At 38.5% G+C, this 21,425-nt stretch carries 19 protein-coding genes and 1 other annotated feature; of the genes, 4 read left to right on the top strand and 15 right to left on the bottom strand.

Features of this window, described 5'->3' with window-relative positions; genetic code table 11:
- Positions 1-5 precede the first annotated feature (5 nt).
- The 3 genes from KSHG_RS06475 to KSHG_RS06485 are packed head-to-tail and all read left to right on the top strand — an operon-like array spanning position 6 to position 1,676.
- Positions 6-905 carry an ATP-grasp domain-containing protein gene (locus tag KSHG_RS06475; protein ID WP_010303590.1) on the top strand — a complete coding sequence of 300 codons (900 nt, stop codon included), beginning with the start codon at positions 6-8 and terminating at the stop codon, positions 903-905.
- Entirely contained in the window at positions 880-1,308 is a 429-nt protein-coding gene (locus KSHG_RS06480) for an ATP-grasp domain-containing protein (protein WP_026022523.1), read from the top strand. The genes KSHG_RS06475 and KSHG_RS06480 overlap by 26 nt, the downstream gene beginning before the upstream one ends.
- A gap of 11 nt (positions 1,309-1,319) precedes the next feature.
- Entirely contained in the window at positions 1,320-1,676 is a 357-nt protein-coding gene (locus tag KSHG_RS06485; protein ID WP_026022524.1) for an ATP-grasp domain-containing protein, read from the top strand.
- A 46-nt stretch (positions 1,677-1,722) separates the two neighbouring features.
- Here KSHG_RS06485 and KSHG_RS06490 read toward each other — a convergent pair whose 3' ends face one another.
- Together KSHG_RS06490 and KSHG_RS06495 are read right to left on the bottom strand one after the other, a co-directional pair.
- Positions 1,723-3,006 carry a Na+/H+ antiporter NhaC family protein gene (locus KSHG_RS06490; RefSeq protein ID WP_010303592.1) on the bottom strand — a complete coding sequence of 428 codons (1,284 nt, stop codon included), beginning with the start codon at positions 3,004-3,006 and terminating at the stop codon, positions 1,723-1,725.
- A 188-nt stretch (positions 3,007-3,194) separates the two neighbouring features.
- Entirely contained in the window at positions 3,195-5,846 is a 2,652-nt protein-coding gene (locus KSHG_RS06495; protein ID WP_010303593.1) for a valine--tRNA ligase, read from the bottom strand.
- 52 nt (positions 5,847-5,898) lie between these two features.
- Positions 5,899-6,112: a binding site (T-box leader), on the bottom strand.
- Between the two features lie 81 nt (positions 6,113-6,193).
- Between KSHG_RS06495 and KSHG_RS06500 the strand changes: the two genes are divergently transcribed.
- Positions 6,194-6,586, top strand: a complete 393-nt coding sequence (locus KSHG_RS06500) for a VOC family protein (protein WP_010303596.1) — start codon at positions 6,194-6,196, stop codon at positions 6,584-6,586.
- 566 nt (positions 6,587-7,152) lie between these two features.
- Here the strand turns inward: KSHG_RS06500 and hemL are convergent.
- From hemL to KSHG_RS06560, 13 genes are all read right to left on the bottom strand, one after another.
- Positions 7,153-8,445 (bottom strand): glutamate-1-semialdehyde 2,1-aminomutase, encoded by a 1,293-nt coding sequence (gene hemL / locus KSHG_RS06505; protein WP_010303597.1) that lies wholly within the window; start codon positions 8,443-8,445, stop codon positions 7,153-7,155.
- Positions 8,446-8,447: 2 nt separating this feature from the next.
- Complete coding sequence (hemB, locus tag KSHG_RS06510; protein WP_010303599.1) at positions 8,448-9,431, bottom strand: porphobilinogen synthase; 984 nt, start codon at positions 9,429-9,431, stop codon at positions 8,448-8,450.
- A gap of 17 nt (positions 9,432-9,448) precedes the next feature.
- Positions 9,449-10,168: a uroporphyrinogen-III synthase gene (locus KSHG_RS06515; RefSeq protein WP_010303601.1), complete on the bottom strand. Its 720-nt coding sequence runs from the start codon at positions 10,166-10,168 to the stop codon at positions 9,449-9,451.
- On the bottom strand, positions 10,158-11,090 hold the full coding sequence (gene hemC, locus KSHG_RS06520; RefSeq protein WP_010303602.1) for a hydroxymethylbilane synthase: 933 nt from the start codon (positions 11,088-11,090) through the stop codon (positions 10,158-10,160). Before hemC ends, KSHG_RS06515 begins: the two co-directional genes overlap by 11 nt.
- Positions 11,091-11,105: 15 nt before the next feature.
- A complete protein-coding gene (locus KSHG_RS06525; protein ID WP_010303605.1) occupies positions 11,106-11,939 on the bottom strand; it encodes a cytochrome C assembly family protein in 834 nt (277 codons plus the stop codon).
- A 106-nt stretch (positions 11,940-12,045) separates the two neighbouring features.
- Positions 12,046-13,401, bottom strand: coding sequence for a glutamyl-tRNA reductase (gene hemA, locus KSHG_RS06530; RefSeq protein WP_010303607.1), 1,356 nt, complete (start codon positions 13,399-13,401; stop codon positions 12,046-12,048).
- A 237-nt stretch (positions 13,402-13,638) separates the two neighbouring features.
- A complete protein-coding gene (gene yihA, locus KSHG_RS06535) occupies positions 13,639-14,256 on the bottom strand; it encodes a ribosome biogenesis GTP-binding protein YihA/YsxC (protein WP_010303609.1) in 618 nt (205 codons plus the stop codon).
- The gene (gene lon / locus KSHG_RS06540; RefSeq protein WP_010303611.1) at positions 14,257-16,575 is read right to left on the bottom strand and encodes an endopeptidase La; all 2,319 of its coding nucleotides are present in this window, start codon (positions 16,573-16,575) and stop codon (positions 14,257-14,259) included.
- A gap of 99 nt (positions 16,576-16,674) precedes the next feature.
- Positions 16,675-17,934 carry an ATP-dependent protease ATP-binding subunit ClpX gene (gene clpX / locus KSHG_RS06545; protein ID WP_010303613.1) on the bottom strand — a complete coding sequence of 420 codons (1,260 nt, stop codon included), beginning with the start codon at positions 17,932-17,934 and terminating at the stop codon, positions 16,675-16,677.
- A gap of 164 nt (positions 17,935-18,098) precedes the next feature.
- A complete protein-coding gene (gene tig / locus KSHG_RS06550; protein WP_010303615.1) occupies positions 18,099-19,388 on the bottom strand; it encodes a trigger factor in 1,290 nt (429 codons plus the stop codon).
- A gap of 105 nt (positions 19,389-19,493) precedes the next feature.
- Positions 19,494-19,877, bottom strand: a complete 384-nt coding sequence (locus tag KSHG_RS17975) for a hypothetical protein (RefSeq protein WP_010303617.1) — start codon at positions 19,875-19,877, stop codon at positions 19,494-19,496.
- The gene (locus KSHG_RS17980) at positions 19,874-20,485 is read right to left on the bottom strand and encodes a hypothetical protein (protein ID WP_010303620.1); all 612 of its coding nucleotides are present in this window, start codon (positions 20,483-20,485) and stop codon (positions 19,874-19,876) included. Before KSHG_RS17980 ends, KSHG_RS17975 begins: the two co-directional genes overlap by 4 nt.
- Positions 20,486-20,510: 25 nt before the next feature.
- The gene (locus KSHG_RS06560; RefSeq protein WP_147630495.1) at positions 20,511-21,389 is read right to left on the bottom strand and encodes an HNH endonuclease; all 879 of its coding nucleotides are present in this window, start codon (positions 21,387-21,389) and stop codon (positions 20,511-20,513) included.
- Positions 21,390-21,425: the final 36 nt, after the last annotated feature.

The following is a 21,425-nucleotide window of genomic DNA, read 5'->3' on the forward strand; positions in this document are numbered from 1 at the left end:
TTAACGTGTCAAACACTTGTTGGATTATTTACAACGGTAGCCTCGTCGATGATAAATTTTTAGATCAAGCACGCCTTATGGCAGAAGCTTGCCGTCATCACGATGTCATACCGACTATTTTAAAAAATTATGAAATTCCGATGATACTTCAGATTCCACTCGACGTACGCCCTACTTTCGTCATTTTTTTAGATAAAGATATTTTACTCGCAACGTATTTAAAAAATCAGGGCATTCCTATTTTTAATGACCCTGAAGTAATCGAAACGTGCGACAACAAAGCGAAACAATACATTCAACTCGCAAAAGCGAATGTTCCGATGCCACAAACGATTGTTGCACCGAAAGTCTATCCACGCTTTACAATTGAAAACAGTGGTTATTTTGAAAAAGTACTCGACTTACTCGGTCTTCCACTCATTATAAAAGAAGGACATGGCTCTTTCGGTATGAAAGTGTATTTAATCGAAACTGAGCAACAATTTTTTGCCAAAGTAAATGAACTACGCGGCGTTGATTTCGTCTTCCAACAATTCATCGAATCGAGTCGCGGACGAGATATTCGTGTTAATACGATTGGGAATGAAGTCGTAGCGGCTATGTATCGTCATTCCGAAACGGATTTCCGTGCGAATATTACGAACGGCGGGAAAGCTGAATCAATTCAATTAACAGAAGCTCAAAAAACGATTGCCTTACGCGCTGCAAAAGCAGTCGGTGCAACCTTTGCAGGTGTCGACTTACTGTTCGGTCCAAATGAAGAACCGATTGTTTGCGAAGTAAACGCAGCAAGTCATATTCGTAACATTTACAACGTAACAGGCATCAACGTAGGCGATCGTTTCGTTTCGTATATTTTATCGACATTGGAGGCAGACTATGCAAAAGGCTTATCTACTCTATAGCGAAGAAGATGCCGTAAAAAACCACCTTTTCATTGATCAACTACAACGAGAAGGTCGCACATATGACGTCGACCTTCAGCTAATTATCGATAGCCCTTCCCTACGTGCAGACGATTATGTAGACGGGCTCTTTTTCTGGAACCGCACTCGACATACAAGCCTTTCTCGTCAATTAGAAGGGCATATACGTGTCATTAATCGCAGTACCGTCAATGAAATCGCTAATGACAAACGAAAAGCGCTTCAGTTTACGACACTGCTCGGCATTCCAACCGTGCCAGAAATTCCGTTCGAGCGTTTAAGTGAGACCGACTTCCCAGTTGTCGTCAAATCAATTGACGGACACGGTGGCCTCGACGTACAAAAAATGTCATACGTTAGAAGAAGTGCAACGCTATCTTAAAAAAAGTTCCGATGAGTCTTATTGAACCGTACATCGAAACGAATGCGACAGACGTACGTGTTTGGATGATTGGAGATGAAATCATTGGTGCTGTCAAAAGAATTGGCGCTGCACATGACTTCCGTTCAAATTACACACTTGGAGGGTCTATTGAAAAATTTTCGTTAACGGCACAACAAGTCGCAATGCTTAAAAAAATACAACGTGCACTAAAGAGCGACTATATTGGCATCGATTTCTTACACATCAATGACGAGGACCTTCTTTTTAACGAAATGGAAGACCCTGTTGGTGCACGTTCTTTTTATGATTTATACGATGCGACACTTCCGCAACAGTTGTGGCAACATATTATAAAAAGTGTCTAAAAAAAGAGGCTGAAACGTCTATGACGTTCCAGCCTCTTTTTTCTAATTATTTTTTCAGTTTTGGATAACCGATTACAATCGCAATGACTGCCATAACACCCATTAAGATTGGATAAATGGAATACGCTTGCCACATACCAACTGTTGAAATACCTGCAATACCAGCCGCAGCTAATAATTGAGGTGAATACGGTAATAATCCTTGCCAAACGCTGGCGAAAATATCGAGTAAACTCGCTGACTTGCGTTTATCTACTTCATATTCATCCGCAATCGTTTTCGCTAATGGACCTGCCATTAAAATCGCAATCGTATTGTTCACTGTCGCAATATCGATAACTGATACGAGTGACGCAATACCTGCCTCTGCGCCTTTTTTCGTCTTCACGCGTCTCGTAATCGCTTCGAGTAAATATTGCAGCCCCCCGTTATATTGAATAAGCGCTACTAACCCACTAATTAATACTGCGATAATTGCGATATCTTCCATACTAATCATTCCTTCGCCAATTGCTTTAATAAAGCTTAGGAATGTGTAAGAGCCATTCATTAAACCGATGACACCAGAGAGCACGATACCGATGATGAGAACGAGCATGACGTTCAACCCTGCAAGTGCTGTAATTAAAACGACTAAGTATGGTAATACTTCAATAAGAGAGTACTCTCCCGCTTTCAGGGCATCTGCGCTTCCATTCATCGTTAATACGTATAAAATAATCGCTGTTAAAATAGCTGCTGGTAACACGATGAAAAAGTTCACTTTAAACTTATCACGCATTTCTGTTCCTTGCGTTCGAACTGCTGCGATGGTCGTATCTGAAATAATTGATAAATTATCCCCGAACATCGCACCCCCAACGACCGTTGCCATCGCAAGTGCCATTGGAATATCTGTACTTTGTGCAATACCGACACCAATTGGAGCTAGCGCAACGACTGTCCCCATTGATGTTCCCATTGATAAAGAAATAAAGCACCCAATGATGAATAAACCGACAATTAATAAGCTCGGTGGCACGAATGACAAGCCCATATTAACAGTCGAATCGACAGCACCCATTCCTTTCGCAACGTTTGAAAAGGCTCCAGCTAATACGAAAATCACGACCATTAACATGACATTTGAATTCCCTGCACCTTTCGTGAAAACTTCTACTTTATTCGCAAGTGTTTCTTTACGATTCATTAAAAAAGCAAAGAAGCAAGCAATTAAAACAGCAACGTTCAACGGCATTGCAGTGAAGTCACCGCTAATGATACCTGTCCCAATAAATAGAACGATAAAAATAAGAAAAGGCAGTAACGCCCATTTATTTGCGTATTGCATAAAACTCCTCCAAATATAAAATAAGACAGTTACAATCATACGATAATTATGGAACAGTGTAAATTTTTTGTTTTTCTGTCTTTTATTCATTCCTCCTACTTTTTTAGCACGAACAATACAGTATTATTCAAACGTATAAAATAAAAAGCATGCGAAATCCTAACGGACTTCACATGCTTTGAATAAGATTACATTTCTTTTAATTCTGCGATACGTTTTTGAACCGTTCCTTGTTTTTCAAGGTAATCCGCTTCTTTTTCACGTTCTTTCGCAACAACGGCTTCTGGAGCACTTGTTACGAATTTTTCGTTGCTCAATTTACCTTGAACACGTTTAACTTCTTTCGTCCATTTGTCTAATTCTTTTTCAAGACGTGTAATTTCATCTTCAATATTAATTAAACCTTTTAATGGTAAGAATAGTTCTGCACCTGATACGACTGCTGACATCGTTTTACCTTCTGGTGCAACGTTTAAGCCAATCGTTAATGTTTCTGGGTTACAGAATTTTTCGATATATGATTTATTCGCTTCAAGAACCGCTTTTTCAGCATCTGTTTTAGCAGAAATAAACATCGGTACTTGTTTGCTCATTGGTGTATTTACTTCAGCACGAATGTTACGAACAGCATGGATAATATCCATCAACAATTGCATGTTTTTCGCTTCTTCTTCGAAGTGAAGATCTTCACGAACTGTTGGCCACGCTGCAACTGTAATAGATTCGCCTTCGTGTGGAAGGTGTTGCCAAATTTCTTCTGTAATAAACGGCATTAATGGGTGTAATAGACGCATCGTTTGGTCTAATACGTAAGCTAATACAGAACGTGTCATTTTCTTCGCTGCTTCATCTTCACCGTATAATGGTAATTTCGCCATTTCGATGTACCAAGAACAGAAATCATCCCAGATGAAATTATTTAAATAACGTCCTACTTCACCGAACTCATATTTATCTGCAAGTTCCGTTACTTTAGCGATCGTTTCATTTAAGCGAGTTAAAATCCATTTATCTGCAAGTGATTTTTCACCTGTTAAATCGATTTCTTCATATGTCATGCCTTCCATATTCATTAAAGCGAAACGTGAGGCATTCCAAATTTTATTTGAGAAGTTCCAGATTGCTTCAACTTTTTCAGTTGTATAACGTAAATCTTGACCAGGTGAAGAACCTGTAGCTAAGAAGAAACGAAGTGAATCTGCACCGTAGTCTTTAATAACGTCCATAGGATCTACGCCGTTCCCAAGTGATTTAGACATTTTGCGTCCTTCGCCGTCACGAACTAAACCGTGAATTAATACGTCTTGGAATGGACGTTCGCCTGTGAATTCGATTGATTGGAAAATCATACGAGAAACCCAGAAGAAAATAATATCATAACCTGTTACGAGTGCACCTGTTGGGAAGTAGCGTTTGAAGTCTTCTGCATCCCCATCAGGCCAACCCATTGTAGAGAATGGCCACAGCGCACTTGAGAACCATGTATCTAATACGTCTTGGTCGCGTGTCCAATTTTCTTCATCAGCTGGTGCTTCTTTACCTACGTAAATTTCACCTGTTTCGTTGTTGTACCAAGCTGGAATTTGATGACCCCACCATAATTGACGAGAAATACACCAATCATGTACGTTTTCCATCCAACGTGTATACGTATTTTCAAAACGAGCTGGTACGAAGTTTACTTTTTCGTTTTCTTTTTCTTGAAGAGCTAATGCTTCTTTCGCAAGTGGTTCCATTTTAACGAACCATTGTTTAGAAAGGTACGGTTCAATTACAACTCCTGTACGTTCAGAGTGACCTACTGAGTGTAAGTGATCGACCACTTTAATTAAAACGCCAAGTTCTTTTAAGTCCTCAACGATTTGTTTACGACATTCAAAACGGTCCATACCTGCGTATTTCCCTGCTTTTTCATTCATCGTACCGTCGCCGTTCATAACCATAATACGTTCTAAACCATGGCGGTTACCAACTTCAAAGTCATTCGGGTCATGTGCTGGTGTCATTTTAACAACACCTGTACCGAAGTCCATATCAACGTAGTCATCTGCTACGATTGGTAGTTCACGACCTACGATTGGTAAAATAGCTGTTTTCCCTACTAAATGTGCATAACGTTCATCTTTAGGATTAACTGCAATCCCAGAGTCACCTAGCATTGTTTCAGGACGAGTTGTAGCGATTTCAACTTTTTCATCGCTATCTTTAATTTGATATTCCATGTGGTAGAAAGCACCTTGAACATCTTTGTAAATCACTTCGATATCTGATAATGCTGTTTGAGCTGCTGGATCCCAGTTAATAATACGTTCGCCACGATAAATTAAGTCTTTTTCGTATAATTTAACGAATACTTCTTTAACCGCTTCTGATAAACCATCATCTAATGTGAAACGTTCACGAGAATAATCAAGTGCTAAACCTAATTTAGACCATTGTTCACGGATTGTCGAAGCGTATTCTTCTTTCCATTCCCATGTTTTCTCTAAGAATTTTTCACGACCAAGGTCATAACGAGATACACCTTGTTCACGTAATTTAGCTTCTACTTTTGCTTGCGTTGCAATACCGGCATGGTCCATACCTGGTAACCAAAGCGCATCATATCCTTGCATGCGTTTCATACGAATTAAAATATCTTGTAATGTCGTATCCCAAGCGTGTCCTAAATGTAATTTACCTGTTACATTTGGCGGTGGAATAACGATTGAATAAGGTTCTTTTCCGCTTTCAGGTTGTGCTTTGAAGAAATCCCCTTTTAGCCACCAGTCATAACGACCTTCTTCAATGGCATTCGGATCATATTTCGTTGGCATTGAAATGTCTTTTTGTTCTGTCATTGTAATTACCTCCTCTAAAATTGAGCATAAAAAAAATCCCCAACATCCTATATCTAAGGACGAGAGAACTCCGCGGTACCACCTTAGTTCCAGCTAGAAAAGCTGACAACTTTATACGAAATAACGGTTCGATACCGGTCTTTGCTACTATGAGTTCACAAAAACTGCTCCAGGGCTACCTTCGAACATCTACTTGAGGAACTTGCACCAACCGTTCCCTCTCTAACAAGTAGGAGTGTTCTACTCCTCCCTCTCAACGCATACTTTTTTATTTGCTACCAATTTTAACAAATATATTTCCCTTTTTCAAGTGTTTCTGTTATGTTGAGTTTAAGGAGTGATGTATTATGAAACGATTTATACACCATGTCTGCATTCAAACAAACGATTATGCAGCATCTAAAAACTTTTATGAGACGCTCGGTTTCACGCTTGCAAAGGAAACGCAAGGCTTTCATTCTCGCAGCTATAACAGTTGGTTGAAAATGGATCATTTCTACATCGAGTTGCAAACAGCTAAAGCAGGTGAATTACTTCGCGATTATTCGAAGCATTCTGCTGGTCCCGTTCACTTCTGTATTTACATTGAAGATTTAGAAAAAGAAGTCGGTCGCTTACAAATACTCGGTATTCCTTTTGCAAAAAAAGATGGGAATGTATTGTATGAAGTTGAAGACAGTCATTTGGCAAAAGTTGTCGCTCCAGAAGGCACAATTATCGAATTAAGAGATTCCTTTTAGTGACACACGTACGCATTGCGTAACATATAAAGAGATATGAAGAATGAGGAACGTACAAAAAAAGATTCTATAAGTAAGAAATCATATATTTCGAACACTACAACAAAATAGTATAAAACTAAAATGAGGCTGAGATATAAGTAAAATTTCAACCTTTCATAAAGAAGGGAATGTCAAATTCAACATCCCTTTCTTTATTTTCATGCACAAATGAAGAATGACCGTTCACGTATTGCGTATTTTTTAAGTTTGTTGCCATGAATACGAAGCCTATTTCATTTAAAACTTAGTAGTAGAATACGTAAATTCCAACAAGAATTGCCCTTTTTTCCATAAAGGATTTTTGATAAAAGTATATAAAGCTTGTTCGAAGATGGCCATGACTTCTGCAGAAACAGCACGAGCAGCATATCCATTTTTTCGCGAGGGGACGAAAAAATGAGATGAAGCCGTGCCCGCAGAAATTGTCGGCCACCTAGCACACAAAAAAGACATGCACGATTTGAATCAAATCATGCATGTCTTTTCTTATTGACTAGGGTTTTGTCCCAGCCTCTTTATTTTTATTAACGACGTAATTGTTTAAATACTTTTTGGAAAGCAGCAACCGTTTGATCGATATGTTGTTCTGTATGTGCTGTAGACATAAACACACCTTCAAATTGTGATGGCGGTAAGAAAATACCTTCTTGTGCCATCAAACCGTAATATTCCGCAAATAAATCTAAATCAGCCGTTTTCGCTGTATCAAAGTTAATGACATGTTCATTCGTTAAGAAATAGCCAATCATTGAACCTGCACGGTTTACCGTATGTGGAATGTTGTACGTTTCAGCTGCTTCGCGGAAACCATTTTCTAAACGGTCTCCTAATTTTTCGAAGTATTCATATGAAGCAGGTGTTAAACGTTTAATCGTTTCTAAACCGGCTGTCATCGCAACTGGATTACCTGATAATGTACCCGCTTGGTATACAGGACCTGCTGGCGCAACTTGTTCCATAATGTCACGGCGACCACCGAAAGCACCTACTGGAAGACCGCCACCGATTACTTTACCGAGACAAGTTAAATCTGGTGTTACGTTGTAGTACCCTTGTGCGGAATGGTATCCTACACGGAATCCTGTCATTACTTCATCAAAAATAAGTAATGTACCGGCTTTTGTCGTTATATCACGTAAACCTTGTAAAAATCCTGGAAGCGGTGGCACGCATCCCATATTCCCTGCAACAGGTTCTACGATAATTGCAGCAATATCTTCACCATAATGTTCAAAAGCTGTTTTAACTGCTTCTAAATCATTGTATGGCACTGTTAACGTGTTTTGTGCGATCCCCATTGGAACCCCAGGGCTATCTGGAAGACCGAGTGTTGCAACACCTGAACCAGCTTTAATTAATAATGAATCACTATGTCCGTGATAAGAACCTTCAAATTTCAAGATTTTGTCGCGACCTGTGAAACCACGAGCTAAACGAATAGCAGACAATGTCGCTTCTGTACCAGAGCTTGTCATACGAATCATTTCTACAGATGGAACACGTGAAATAACTTCTTTCGCTAATTCATTTTCCACTGCAGTAGAAGCACCAAAGCTCGTACCTTGCGCAGCAACTTTTTGAATGGCTTTCACGACATTCGGTTCTGTGTGTCCTAAAATAAGGGGACCCCAAGAAAGAACGTAGTCAATATAATCATTGCCATCAATATCGGTAATGATAGCTCCTTTACCGTGGTCCATAACGATTGGCGCTTGATTTACGGCTTTAAAAGCACGTACAGGTGAGTTAACGCCACCTGGCATTAAGTTTACAGCTTCTTCAAAAACTGCTTTTGATTTTTCAAATGAACGTGTCATCGTTAGTTCCCCTCCATAAAACGAATGGCATCTTTTGCATGATACGTAATAATTAAATCCGCACCTGCACGTTTCATGCCTAATAATGTTTCTAAAACGACTTGCTTCTCATCGATCCAACCGTTTAATGCGGCAGCTTTCACCATCGCATATTCACCTGAAACGTTATAAGCAACAACGGGCACATCATAATTGTTACGTACGTCACGTACGATATCTAAATAAGCTAATGCCGGTTTAACGATTAAGAAATCGGCTCCTTCTTCGATATCAGATGTTGCTTCTCGCATCGCTTCCATACGATTGGCTGGGTCCATTTGATACGTTTTACGATCACCAAATTGTGGTGCACCATCTGCAGCGTCGCGGAATGGACCGTAATAAGCAGACGCATATTTCACGGCATAAGACATAATTGGTACATCTTCATAACCTGCCGCATCTAACCCTTGACGAATCGCCGTAACGAAACCGTCCATCATGTTAGATGGTGCAATAATATCTGCGCCCGCTTCTGCTTGAGATACAGCCGTTTTTGCTAATAAATCAAGTGATGGGTCATTTAAAATTCGTTCATCTTCTGAAACGACACCACAGTGACCGTGTGAAGTGAATTCGCATAAACATGTATCCGCAACGACTAATACGTTCGGATAGTTCTTTTTAATGAAGCGTGTCGCTTCTTGTACAATACCGTGATCGTGATATGCTTGTGAACCAACTTCATCTTTTTCTGCTGGTAAGCCGAATAAAATAACAGCTGGAATGCCTAATTGTACGACTTCATCCATTTCTTCACCTAGACGATCTAATGAAAATTGGAATACTCCTGGCATAGAAGAGACTTCTCTTTTAATATTTTCTCCGTCCATTACGAAAATCGGATAGATGAAATCATCTTTGCTAAGTTTTGTTTCGCGTACCATATTGCGCATCGTTGCATTTTGACGTAAGCGACGGTGGCGTTTAAAAGTTAATTGTGACATGTTTACTTCGTTCCTTTCTATTTCACGAGTTCTTCAATGACTGCTGACAATGTATACGTCGCAGGCATGACAATTTGTTGTTCTCCATAAGCTTCCAAAGCATCTCTCGTAATATGACCGATTGCTGCTACATTGTAAACTTTCTCCGCTTTATGTTGTTCAAAAACAGCGACAGCGGATGGACTCGCAAACACAATTGTCACTCGATCCGATAACAATTCATTCATTTGAGGCATATGTTTAGCCGTTTGAATCGTGTCATACACAGTATAGCACTCTACGAAACAGTTGAGGCCATCTGGGATTGTTGATTTTGCTAAATTCCCTCTGAAAAACGTACATTTTTGATCTTTTTCTATTTGAAATTCTTGAATGAAAACGTCCGCACTATAAATCGTCGGCACAAAATCAATTTGAAATCCTAATTGTTTTAATTGTTGCGCCGTTTTTTCTCCGACAGCTGCTACTTTTCCGTGCCAATTTTCAGCGGTGTATCCGTAGCGAATCATTTTTAGTTTTAAAAATTGCACAGCTGATTGACTCGTAAAAATGAGCCAATCTGCATCCATACTTTCCGGAAGTTTCGTTGCATCTTCCTTCGTATGCTCCACGACTTCGATGAGAGGCAAATGGATGGCTTCTCCACCGAAAGACTCGATCTGCTCGCGAACGGCTGCAGGCATTTTCGTTCCCGTCAATACAATTTGTTCTCCAACTAGAGAACGTTTACTCGGCATTTTGCTCAGCCTTTACACGTTCAATCAATTCGTAAGCACCTTGTTCTGTTAAAATTTTCGCTACTGCTTGACCAGCTTCTTGTGCATTTTTAGAAACCGCTGTTTCTTCATAAAACTCAGAAGCATCTGGTGCTGCTACTAAACCTGTAAAATGAATTTCATCATTCACATACGTTGCATATCCAGCAATTGGCACTTGGCAACCACCGTCCATCGCTGCAAGGAAAGCACGTTCTGCATGTGCAGTTTCCCAAGTCGCACGGTCTGTTAATTTTTTTAATTGTTCTAACAGTTCTGCATCATCTTCACGGCATTCAATTCCTAAAGAACCTTGCGCAACAGCTGGCATACAAAGGTCAACTGGTAAAAACTCTGTCACAACATCTTCAGACCAACCGAGACGACGTAATCCTGCTGCTGCTAAAATAATCGCATCATAATCTTCTGTTTCTAATTTATTTAATCGTGTATCAACGTTCCCACGAATCCATTTAATTGTTAAATCTGGGCGCACTTTTAATAGTTGGGCACTGCGACGTAAACTTGATGTACCGACTACAGCACCTTGTGGAAGGTCTGCAAATTTCACATGACCTTTTGAAATAAATGCATCACGTGGATCTTCACGTTTCGGAATACAACCGATAACTAAACCTTTTGGTAATACAGCTGGCATGTCTTTCATACTGTGTACCGCAAAGTCGATTTCTTTGTCGTACAATGCTTGTTCAATTTCTTTGACGAATAAACCTTTACCGCCTACTTTAGACAATTGAACGTCTAAGATTTTATCCCCTTTTGTGACGATTTCTTTCACTTCAAACTCAAAAGGCGCTCCTGCTTGTTTCATTTGGTCTATAAACCAATTCGTTTGTGTTAAAGCTAATTTACTTCTTCTTGAACCAACAATAATTTTACGCATAAAATCCAACCTCTCTTAATACCAAAAATGGAAAGCTGAAAAACGGCTACCTAAGAAGAAATTAATTAAGACGATTAAAAAGGCATAAATCGTCGCCCAAGCAAATTTCGTTCCGTACAGTTTTCCTTTTCGGTTTTTATAAATAATACATGAATAAATCAACATAGAAATAAGCGACCCAATAATTTTAACGTCTGCTAAAGGAAAGTTTCCTAACGCGACGTACGCCCACATCATTCCTAAAATCAAACTAATCCCTAACAAAGGTACACCCGCATAAAGTGCGTAAATCATCCCTTGCTCTGTTTGAGAAAGCGACGGTAAACGCGCAAATTGATTCGGCTGCCATTTTTTACGTTTTAGTAAGCTATACAAAAAGATATAGAGCATCGCAAATACAAAAACGATTGCAAAACCGCCGTACGATAAAATTGCAAATACGACATGGAACATTAACAACTCGGAAATAAGATTATCTCCAAGAGGTGTTGCGTCCATTTGTGCCGGTGCAAATGTGTGAATAACAATCAAGCAAAAAGCGATGATATTCATTAAAATAACAGGTAAATCTAATTTAAAAATGCAGTGCATTGCTATCGAAATAGCGATGAGCAACCACGCATAAAAATAAATCCCCTCAAAAATCGTTAAAATCGGAAATCGATGTGTTTGTACAATATAGAGCACTAAAAAAAGCGATTGCATAATCCAAACAATTGAAACACCCCAAAAGGCAAATCGATACAATTTTTGATTTTTGCGCAAATAGTCGATGAAATAAAAGACAAGGCTAATGGCATAAATAACGACCATTACTTCGTGTAGCCTCGTCATCGTTAAATCCGTCATATTTGTCTCCTCGTTTTCGTATTAAATACTCATATGAGTGCTTTAAAAAAGCGCTCCCGCATCTATTAGTTTAACATATAGACGCGAAAACGCTCATGAAAAATATTTAATTAGCGAGTAAATCCGATTGTTCCATAGCCACTTTTTCACGACGTTGTTTTTCCGCTAATTGATGCTTTTCTTTTTCCACTTCAACTGCTTCTTCGATACCGAAAATACGTTCAAATAACGCTAATTGTTCTTTCGCGTTTTTCTCTCCTGCAAGCTCTTTCGCTTGTAAGATTGGTTCTTTTAACAACTGATTAACGATTGATTTCGTATGTTTGCTCAACACTTTGCGTTCACGATCCGTTAAATCAGGCATTTTATTTTCAATACTTTTCATCGTTTCTTGTTGAATTACATTCGCTTTTGCGCGTAATGCCGAAATAACAGGTACAACACCTAATGTGTTAATCCAGTCATCAATATTCGTTAATTCACTATGAATCATCGTTTTAATTTCATCAGCCGCACGTTCACGTTCTGCTAAATTCGCTTCTACGATGCCGTGTAAATCATCAATATCGTATAAGAAAACATTTTCTAAATCGCCTACACGTGGATCAATATCACGTGGCACTGCAATATCTACCATGAATAATGGTTTTCCGTGACGCATGCCGTCTACAAATTCCATTAGTTCATAGTCGATAACATAATCTGTTGCACCTGTAGAAGTAATTAAAATATCTGCCTCTAACAATGTGCATTGTAATTCATTCATCGCTTTCGCTTCGCCATGGAATTTCGAAGCAAGGGATTGAGCTTTTTCAAATGTACGGTTAACGACCGTCACTTTTCCAACACCACTGCCATATAAATTTTCCATCGCAAGCTCGCCCATCTTACCTGCACCTAAAATGGCGATATGTTTGTGGCTTAATGAACCGAATATTTTTTTAGCTAACTCTACGGCTGCATACGATACCGATACGGCATTTTCACCAATGCTCGTTTCATCGTGTACTTTTTTCGCAAACGTAATGCTCTGTTTAAATACATGATTAAAAATCGTACCTGTCGTACCAATTGCTTGTGCTTCAAGGAAGCTTCCTTTTACTTGTCCTAAAATTTGTGTTTCACCTAAAACCATTGAGTCGATTCCAGCAGTCACTTTAAAAAGATGATCCATTGACGTATCATCTTCACGAATAAATAAATGTGCTTCAAATGACTCTACTGGCATATGGAACCACGTTGATAAAAACTGTTTAATATAATAACGACCAGTATGTACTTGGTCTACAACTGCATAAATTTCTGTTCGATTACAAGTAGAAATAATAACATTTTCTAAAATGCTTTTTTGACCTTGTAATGCTCTCATCGCATCCGCTAATGTACCATCAGCAAACGAAAATTTTTCACGGATTTCGACAGGAGCTGTTTTATAGTTCAAGCCTACAACTAGGGTATGCATGAATAAGACACCTCTCACGTTCAAATTAACTTCTTTATTATAGCATATCGTTCCGCTTCAATTTTTCTGAATACGTGACTGCTCAATTGAACGATTATCTACTTTAGAATGATTACAAATTACAGTTTACAACGTTCTTGATGAGATTTCAATGTTGTTGCCTTGAATTTAAGATTTTGTCTAAACTTTGTCACAAAAAAAGCTACAAACATTCATAGATGCTTGTAGCTTTTCTCATTAAAGTTCTTCCGTTGTTATTTCTTCTTCGTCTACAACTAAATATTTTTCGATTTCAGCCCATGCTTCATCGAACCCTTTACCTGTTTCAGAAGAGAATAAAATGATTGGATCGTTCGGGTCTTTGTCTAATACATTTCGAATAATTTTCAAATGGTGGTCCCATTTCCCTTTTTTAACTTTATCTGCTTTCGTTGCGATTAAAATTGTTGGGATATTGTAATGTTTTAAAAAATCATACATCATGCAATCTTCATCGGACGGTTCATGGCGTAAATCAATAATTTGAATAACTGCTTTTAGTTGGCGACGTGCCACTAAATACGTTTCAATCATTTTCCCCCATGCTTCACGTTCTTTTTTTGAAACTTTTGCATACCCGTAACCTGGTACGTCAACGAAGAACAATTGCTCTTCGATTTTGTAGAAGTTTAGCGTTTGTGTTTTCCCTGGTTTTGCAGAAATACGCGCCAAAGCTTTACGTCCAATCATACGATTGATAAATGATGATTTACCAACATTTGAACGACCAGCAAGTGCAAACTCAGGATACCCCTCTTCTGGATATTGTTCTGGTTTTACCGCACTCATAATCATGTCTACATTATGGACTTTCATTTATTTGTTGCCTCCATCTAATGCAATTTGAAGCACTTCTTCCACATGACTTACCGGATGGAAAGTCAACTGTTCACGAACAGTTTCTGGAATATCTTCTAAATCACGTTCATTTTCTTTCGGAATAATAATCGTCGTTAAGCCCGCACGATGCGCACTTAATGATTTTTCTTTCAAGCCACCAATTGGCAATACGCGGCCACGTAACGTTACCTCGCCTGTCATTCCGACTTCTTTCCGAATTGCCTTATTTATTATAGCAGAAGTTAATGCAGTTACCATCGTCACTCCTGCAGAAGGACCATCTTTCGGAACGGCTCCTTCTGGTACGTGAATGTGCACATCGTGTTTCTCAAAATAATTTTCAGTGACACCGTACGTTTGTTGTTTTGAACGAACGTATGAAAGTGCTGTTTGTGCAGATTCTTTCATCACATCGCCTAATTGACCCGTTAATTGGATTTTACCATTCCCCGGTAGTACCGATACTTCAATTTGTAACGTATCGCCACCAGCTGTCGTGTATGCCAATCCTGTCGCAACACCGACAATATTTTCAGCATTCGCTTGACCGTAACTAAATTTCTTTTTCCCTAAAAACTGATCAATATTTTTTGTCGTAATTATTACTTTTTTCTGGTCATCTCGCACAATTTTACCTGCTGCTTTACGGCAAAGAGATGCCATCAAACGATTTAATCCACGAACACCCGCTTCTCGCGTATAGTAACGAACACATTGTTCCAATACATCACTACGTACTTGCAACTGTGATTTCGTTAAACCGTGCGCTTCAATTTGTTGAGGGAGTAAATGATTTTTAGCAATCGCTATTTTCTCCATTTCTGTATAGCCCGAAAGTTGAATAATTTCCATACGATCACGTAGCGGCCCTGGAATACCACCTAAATCATTGGCTGTCGCAACGAATAATACATCTGATAAATTATACGGTTCTTCAATGAAATGGTCACTAAACGTACCATTTTGTTCTGGATCTAGCACTTCAAGCATCGCTGCTGAAGGATCTCCTCTAAAATCATTCGCCATTTTATCGATTTCATCTAGTAAAAAGACCGGATTAATCGTTCCTGCTTTTTTCATCCCTTGGATAATACGACCTGGCATTGCGCCGACATACGTTCTTCTATGTCCACGAATTTCTGATTCATCACGCACACCACCGAGTGACATACGTACGAATTCACGATTCAGTGATTTGGCAATCGACTGTGCAAGAGACGTTTTACCAACACCTGGAGGTCCTACTAAACATAAAATCGGTCCTTTTAGTTCCCCTTTTAGTTGTTGAACTGCTAGGAATTCTAAAATACGTTCTTTTACTTTTTCAAGACCTTCATGATCTTTATTTAAAATTTGCTCCGCCTTTTTCAAATTATGACGATCAACCGTCGCGTTTGACCAAGGAATGCTAACAATCCAATCTAAATAATTTCGGATTACACTGCTTTCCGCCGCTTGAACAGGGATTGCTTCATAGCGTTGTAATTCTTTTAATGCCAACGCTTTCGTTGACTCTGGCATATGAGCCGCTTCGATTTTTTCACGTAACAATTCGCTATCTTTTTGCTTCCCATCTTTGTCACCAAGCTCTTGTTGAATAGCTTTCATTTGCTCACGTAAATAAAAATCTTTTTGCGTTTTTTCCATCGCACGTTTTACTTTACCGCCGATTCGTTTTTCCATAATTAAAATTTCTTGCTCTTCTTTTAAATGAGTAAGCATTAATTCTAATCGTTCATTCATATCAAATGTCTGTAAAAACAGCTGTTTCGTACGCATTTTAAATGGCAATTGACTCGCAATGAAGTCTACAAGTTCTGAAGCTGATTCTAGTTCATTTGCTGTATCAATCACATCTAGTGGAATACGTCCTGCCACTTTAACGTAACGTGTAAATTGATCGGTAATCATACGTGCCATACTTTCCGTCATAATCGGATCACCTGATTGTTCATCAAACGTTTCTACATTTACGTATGTGACGTCTTTCGATTCGATAATTTCTGTATGTTTTGCTCGGTACACGCCTTCTACAACGAGTCGGAATGTATTGTTCGGTAATTTAACGAGTTGTGTCACTTTCGCTATGACACCTGTTTCGTAAAAATCTTCTCTACTCGGTTGTTCTGTCGCTGCTTGCTTTTGTGTTACTAAATATAAAAGTTGGTCAGTTTCCATTACTTCATCGACAGCTGCCATTGATCGTTGTCGCCCAACATCAATATGTATCGATTGTTTTGGATAAACGATTAGTCCTCTTAAAGGAATCATCGGTATATGTTGATTTGTCGCCATGCCAACTCACCTCCATTATTTTTTACAGTTGAAAAATGACATAAAAAAATGGCTTCGACTGGTACAATATGACACAATCGAAGCCAGCATTACATTTCATTAAGCTGAAGTTTTTGCATCGCCTTGAACTTCAGTTCCATCTTCAAGAACTAACGTTGGACGCGCTTGATCTTGCAACGTTTCTTTCGTAATGATGCATTTCACTACGTCTCCACGAGAAGGTAATTCAAACATAACGTCTAACATCGTATCTTCAATAATTGAACGAAGTCCACGAGCACCTGTTTTACGTTCAATTGCTTCTTTCGCAATTTCAAATAACGCATCTTTTTCAAACACTAATTCAACGCCATCGAGTTCCAACATTTTTTCATATTGTTTCGTTAGCGAGTTTTTAGGTTCTGTTAAAATTTGTACAAGTGCATCTTCATCGAGACGTTCCAGGCTAGCCAATACTGGCAAGCGACCAATAAATTCTGGAATTAAACCGAATTTTAATAAATCTTCTGGAATTAAATGCTTCATAAAGTTTTGATCTTCTACTTTCTTCTGTTCTGAACCGAAGCCAATCACTTTAGAACCTAAACGACGTTTAATAATTTGTTCGATACCATCAAATGCACCACCGACGATGAATAAAATGTTTGTCGTATCGATTTGTAAAAATTCTTGATGTGGGTGTTTACGTCCACCTTGAGGAGGAACACTTGCAGTCGTTCCTTCAAGAATTTTTAATAAAGCTTGTTGTACACCTTCGCCTGAAACATCTCTCGTAATTGATGGATTTTCAGATTTGCGTGCTACTTTATCAATTTCATCAATATAAATAATCCCTTTTTGGGCACGTTCAATATCGTAATCCGCTGCTTGGATTAATTTTAATAAAATATTTTCAACGTCTTCCCCTACATAACCGGCTTCTGTTAAAGAAGTCGCATCTGCAATGGCAAATGGTACATCGATAATACGAGCTAGCGTTTGAGCTAATAATGTTTTACCGCTACCTGTAGGTCCGATTAAAACAATATTTGATTTTGAAAGCTCTACATCATCAATTTTACTATTTGAATTCACACGTTTGTAGTGATTGTATACTGCAACAGAAAGGGCTTTTTTAGCACGATCTTGACCGATTACGTAACCGTCTAAAATCGAACGGATTTCTTGAGGTTTCGGAATTTCTTTAACCTCAACTGATTCTTCTGTACCAAGTTCTTCAACGACAATTTCGGAGCAAAGGTCGATACATTCATCACAAATATATACACCAGGACCTGCCACAAGTTTACGAACTTGTTCTTGTGGTTTACCACAGAAAGAACATTTTAAATTGCCTGTCTCATCATTAAATTTAAACAATTACTTCACCCCTATTCAAGCCAATGTTACAAGATAATAGTACGTTTCGCAACTATAACGTATCAATAGCTCTATGTATGACAAAACAAGGTACGGAGAAAACCGTACCTTGTTTCATTTTGTTACTTATTGATCAAACTAATCCATTTGAATTAGAAGAAAAATTAAGCGATTTTAGCGTTTTCAACTAAGAATTCAACAGTTTTTTGTACTTTAACATCATGAGTGATGATTGAAGTACCACCAAGAGCTGCTAAAATTTGGTCAGTAGTCATTTTGAATTGTTCAGCCATTTTAGCTAATTCAGCATTTACGTCTTCTTCAGAAGCTTCAATACCTTCTGCTTCAGCAATTGCATCTAATACTAATGATACGCGTACACGTTGGTCAGCTTCTTCTTTACGTTCAGCTTTGAATGCAGCTTCATCAGTATTTGTTAATTGGAAGTATAATTCAAGGTTTAAACCTTGCATAGAAAGTTGTTGGTTAAATTCTTGTAACATACGGTTTAATTCAGTTTCAACCATAGCTTCAGGAAGTTCGATTGTAGCGTTAGCAGCAGCTTTTTCTACTAAATCGTCACGTAATTTACCTTCTGCAGCTTCTTCTTTTTGTTTAGCAGTAGTTTCTTTTAGTTTAGCGCGTAAAGCATCTAAAGTGTCAACTTCGCTGTCGATTTCTGAAGCTAAATCGTCATTTAATTCTGGAAGTTCTTTCGCTTTGATTTCTTTAACAGTCACTTTGAATACTGCAGGTTTACCAGCTAATTCAGCAGCGTGGTATTCTTCTGGGAAAGTAATTTCTACTTCTTTTTCTTCGCCAGATTTAGCACCGATTAATTGTTCTTCGAAACCTGGGATGAATGAACCAGAACCGATTTCAAGAGCGTAATCGTCACCTTTACCACCATCGAATGCTACGCCATCTTGGAAGCCTTCGAAGTCGATTACAGCAGTATCACCGTTTTCAACAGCACCGTCTTCTTTAACTACTAGTTCAGCAAGACGTTTTTGGTTTTCAGCAATGATTTCTTCTACTTCTGCATCTGTTACTTCAGTAGTTTCTTTTGTTACTTCTAAACCTTTGTAATCGCCTAGTTGTACTTCTGGAATAACAACAACTTTCGCTGTGAAAGTGAAAGGTTTGTTTTTACCTAGTGCATCTGGAGCGAAGTCGATTTCTGGTTGATCTACTGGAGAAATACCAGTTTCATCGATTGCTTTAGGGTAGTTGCTGTTGATTAAAATATCAAAAGCATCTTGGTATAAAGATTCCACGCCAAATTTTTTTTCAAATAAGTGACGAGGCATTTTACCTTTACGGAAACCTGGTACGTTAATTTGTTTTACTACTTTTTTGAATGCTGCATCTAATGCTGCATTTACTTCTTCAGCAGGAACTTCGATTGTTAATAAACCGTTGTTACCTTCTTGTTTTTCCCATTTTGCTGACATGTGTCATACCTCCAAAATTAAATTCAAAGAGCTTTATTATGTGTCTTCGCGCTACTTTGATAACTGTTTTAGTATATCATAGTTCCGTCTAGTTTCAACTCATTTTCATGCTTCTGGCAACTCTGAAAATTTTTCAAGTTCTGAAAGAAAGTTCATCAAATCATAATCCGTTTCTTGAACGTGTCCAAACATTTGATGAACGTAATCTACATAGCCTTCTGCAACATCTTCCGCTTCATAATCAAACCAAGCGTAAGGGTACGTAACGAGTATGTGACGCGCTATTAAGTATTGTACCATGTCATATGCCGAAACTTCTTGTTGTAAGGTTTCTTCCGTTCGTGCCATCACTTGATTAACGATGTCCATTTGTTCAGGAAGTACTAATTTTTGTGCATTAAACTGTTGAGAATGTCCAAATTTCGTTACTTTTACTTCTATAGAAATTTCTTGTTCAACGAGTATATAAAGCGCCACCGATTGAATCATCGGATGGACTTCTTCCGCTTCAATAATTTTTTTAATTTCGTCGCAAACGGTCTTACATTTGCTTGTTGCAACGTGCGAAGCAATTGCATTTGCTTCCATAAACTTTGTTCAAAAAATGCATCGAGCAAATAATCTTCTGATTGAATCGTTTCTTCTACATACGCTTGTTGTTCTTTTCGTGCAGCTGTTTCTGCAATGCGTCCATTCAAAGCACGAATATGTTCAAATTGTTCCATCGCTTGAGGAGGAATAACGTTTTCAGTCATTAATTGCGAAATGATTTCTTCCACGTGCTGAAACTCTCTTAGTTCCATACACGTAGATAAATACAATTCCATTACTTCTATATAAAGGTCCGTTCCCATTTGAAAAAGTTGTTCGCAAACCGCTCGTGCATCTGCAAATCTCCGAATTTCAAATAAAGAAAAAGCGTATGCACTGAGCATTTGCTCTTCTCCTTCTTCATAGCGAAGTACTTCTTCAAATGCCTCAACAGCTAAATCGTATTGATACGTTTCTGCATACGTATGTGCCTGACTTTTCAAACGGTCAATCGTTCCTGGAAACATAATGACATTTTGCTTTTGTTGCGGTTTTTTTTCCGTCATGTGACCATGCTCCTTTTAAGCGTGCTTACTTATTTTTAAAAATATGTGTCGCATGCCATTGTAAATATTTTTTCTGTTGTTTTTGTATCGCAATGGACTGTCCTTCATACAATTCTAGTGCAAATTGATAGTCCATAATTTTTTCTGAAACGAGTAATTGCCCTTTTCGGTTAACTGTAATCAAGCCTTTTTCGAATAAAGTACTATGGTTGTGACAAAGTACGATGCCATTATACTCAGACGTACGCTCAACTTCCGTTCCCTTTTCAGGCATTTTCAAAAATGGTGCACGTAATAAAGCTTCATATGAAAGGTGGCAAACCGCACATTGTTTTTGATGTTCAATCATTTGTACACGACGCTCTTTTAAAAACGCTTCATTCTGATATTCAAGTTGCTGTTTCCACCCCGTTAGACGCGCAAGTAATGATACTGTCAAATTACTCGTTTCTTCTAATAAAGTAGGCTGAATTAATAAATCTTGGACGTCTTGTAATAAATGATGAATGAGTCGCAATGCGAGTTCTGTATGAATTGGGAATAAGTACCCCCCGTTGCCACTACCATCTTTTTGAAATGGCGAATATTTCTCAGGTAAAAGCGGCTCCAACTCATCAAAAATCTGACTGATTAATAGCGGTCGATCTAAGTCTGTATACGCTGCTTCAGCACGATACATCGGGACGGTCATCGACTCGACGACTTCCGTTTCTTTCGTTACGACACTTACAGCTTGAATCCATCCTTTGACGTAGTGAAACACAACATCTCCTTGTCGAAGGTCTTTCATCTTTTCCCAAGAAAAATATTTTGCACCCGCCCGATCTAAAGTAGGTGCTTCAAGAACGGAGCGCTTCCGTTCATCCTCATATGTTTCTCCTTGCATTACGATTAGACATTTCATGACAATCAATCCCTCATTCATACTTAATTTATTCCT

It is taken from the genome of Kurthia senegalensis, assembly GCF_000285595.1.
Classification (GTDB): Bacteria; Bacillota; Bacilli; order Bacillales_A; family Planococcaceae; genus Kurthia; species Kurthia senegalensis.

Coding starts and splice junctions, on each gene's coding strand:
- KSHG_RS06485 (WP_026022524.1), top strand. CDS start 1,320: ATGAGTCTTATTGAACCGTACATCGAAACGAATGCGACAGACGTACGT.
- KSHG_RS17980 (WP_010303620.1), bottom strand. CDS start 20,485: ATGACGGAAAAAAAACCGCAACAAAAGCAAAATGTCATTATGTTTCCA.
- KSHG_RS17975 (WP_010303617.1), bottom strand. CDS start 19,877: ATGATTCAATCGGTGGCGCTTTATATACTCGTTGAACAAGAAATTTCT.
- KSHG_RS06525 (WP_010303605.1), bottom strand. CDS start 11,939: ATGACGGATTTAACGATGACGAGGCTACACGAAGTAATGGTCGTTATT.
- KSHG_RS06560 (WP_147630495.1), bottom strand. CDS start 21,389: ATGAAATGTCTAATCGTAATGCAAGGAGAAACATATGAGGATGAACGG.
- lon (WP_010303611.1), bottom strand. CDS start 16,575: ATGGCGACAAATCAACATATACCGATGATTCCTTTAAGAGGACTAATC.
- hemL (WP_010303597.1), bottom strand. CDS start 8,445: ATGACACGTTCATTTGAAAAATCAAAAGCAGTTTTTGAAGAAGCTGTA.
- yihA (WP_010303609.1), bottom strand. CDS start 14,256: ATGAAAGTCCATAATGTAGACATGATTATGAGTGCGGTAAAACCAGAA.
- KSHG_RS06515 (WP_010303601.1), bottom strand. CDS start 10,168: ATGCCGAGTAAACGTTCTCTAGTTGGAGAACAAATTGTATTGACGGGA.
- KSHG_RS06500 (WP_010303596.1), top strand. CDS start 6,194: ATGAAACGATTTATACACCATGTCTGCATTCAAACAAACGATTATGCA.
- hemA (WP_010303607.1), bottom strand. CDS start 13,401: ATGCATACCCTAGTTGTAGGCTTGAACTATAAAACAGCTCCTGTCGAA.
- hemC (WP_010303602.1), bottom strand. CDS start 11,090: ATGCGTAAAATTATTGTTGGTTCAAGAAGAAGTAAATTAGCTTTAACA.
- KSHG_RS06495 (WP_010303593.1), bottom strand. CDS start 5,846: ATGACAGAACAAAAAGACATTTCAATGCCAACGAAATATGATCCGAAT.
- hemB (WP_010303599.1), bottom strand. CDS start 9,431: ATGTCACAATTAACTTTTAAACGCCACCGTCGCTTACGTCAAAATGCA.
- tig (WP_010303615.1), bottom strand. CDS start 19,388: ATGTCAGCAAAATGGGAAAAACAAGAAGGTAACAACGGTTTATTAACA.
- KSHG_RS06480 (WP_026022523.1), top strand. CDS start 880: ATGCAAAAGGCTTATCTACTCTATAGCGAAGAAGATGCCGTAAAAAAC.
- KSHG_RS06490 (WP_010303592.1), bottom strand. CDS start 3,006: ATGCAATACGCAAATAAATGGGCGTTACTGCCTTTTCTTATTTTTATC.